The 766-nt window shown below is 59.5% G+C and carries 1 protein-coding gene and 1 pseudogene; both read left to right on the top strand.

The window, feature by feature from the left end:
- Nucleotides 1–130: 130 nt before the first annotated feature.
- A complete protein-coding gene (gene tnpB / locus P0R31_RS40750) occupies nucleotides 131–451 on the top strand; it encodes an IS66 family insertion sequence element accessory protein TnpB (RefSeq protein WP_430516904.1) in 321 nt (106 codons plus the stop codon).
- A 45-nt stretch (nucleotides 452–496) separates the two neighbouring features.
- Nucleotides 497–766: pseudogene (locus tag P0R31_RS40745) on the top strand (IS66 family transposase); the annotation flags it as partial.

The raw sequence follows: 766 nt of genomic DNA, 5'->3' as shown, positions 1-766 counted from the left end.
CTGGATTGATAGAGATCGATCTCGGCAACCGACGGTGCATCCGGGTGGATGCGCACGTCGATCCGGAGGCGTTGGCGCGGGTCCTCGATGTGCTTGGACGCCGATGATTTCTGTACCAGGGAATGTGCGAGTGTGGCTGGCTACAGGCTACACGGATATGCGCAGAGGCTTTCCATCGCTGGCCCTCCAAGTGCAGGAGGTGCTGCACAAAGAACCGCTCAGCGGTCATTTGTTTGTCTTCCGCGGTCGCCGCAGCGATCTTGTGAAGGTGATCTGGCACTATGGTCAGGGAGCCTGCTTGTTCACAAAAAAACTCGAGAGAGGAAAGTTTATCTGGCCATCGGTTGCCGGTGAAGCGGTAACGATCTCGCCGGCGCAGTTGAGCTATCTGCTGTCCGGGATCGATTGGCGCAATCCGCAAGAAACCCAGCGGCCGACGCGGGTCGGATAATCGTTTTGGGCTTGAATCTGATGCTCGATCTGATTCAATGGCCTCATGACATCGAAGCCGAGCGATCTTCCGTCGGATCTCGCGATCGCCTACCTTGCGCTGCTGGCCGAGCGCGAGGCGTTGCAGGCTGAACGCGATGTGGCAGTCGCGGATGCCGCCAACGCGCGGGCGGAGCTGTCGGACAGCGCAGTGCTGATCGCTCATCTTGAGCTACGGATCGAGAAGCTCAAACGCGAACTGCACGGGCAGCGCTCCGAGCGCACGGCGCGGCTACTTGAGCAGTTGGAATTGGAGCTCGAAGAACTCGCCACCACG

The organism is Bradyrhizobium yuanmingense (assembly GCF_029167105.1).
Lineage (GTDB): Bacteria > Pseudomonadota > Alphaproteobacteria > Rhizobiales > Xanthobacteraceae > Bradyrhizobium > Bradyrhizobium yuanmingense_A.
Note: the sequence above shows the minus strand (reverse complement) of the source record. Positions and strands in the feature narration are given on the sequence as shown.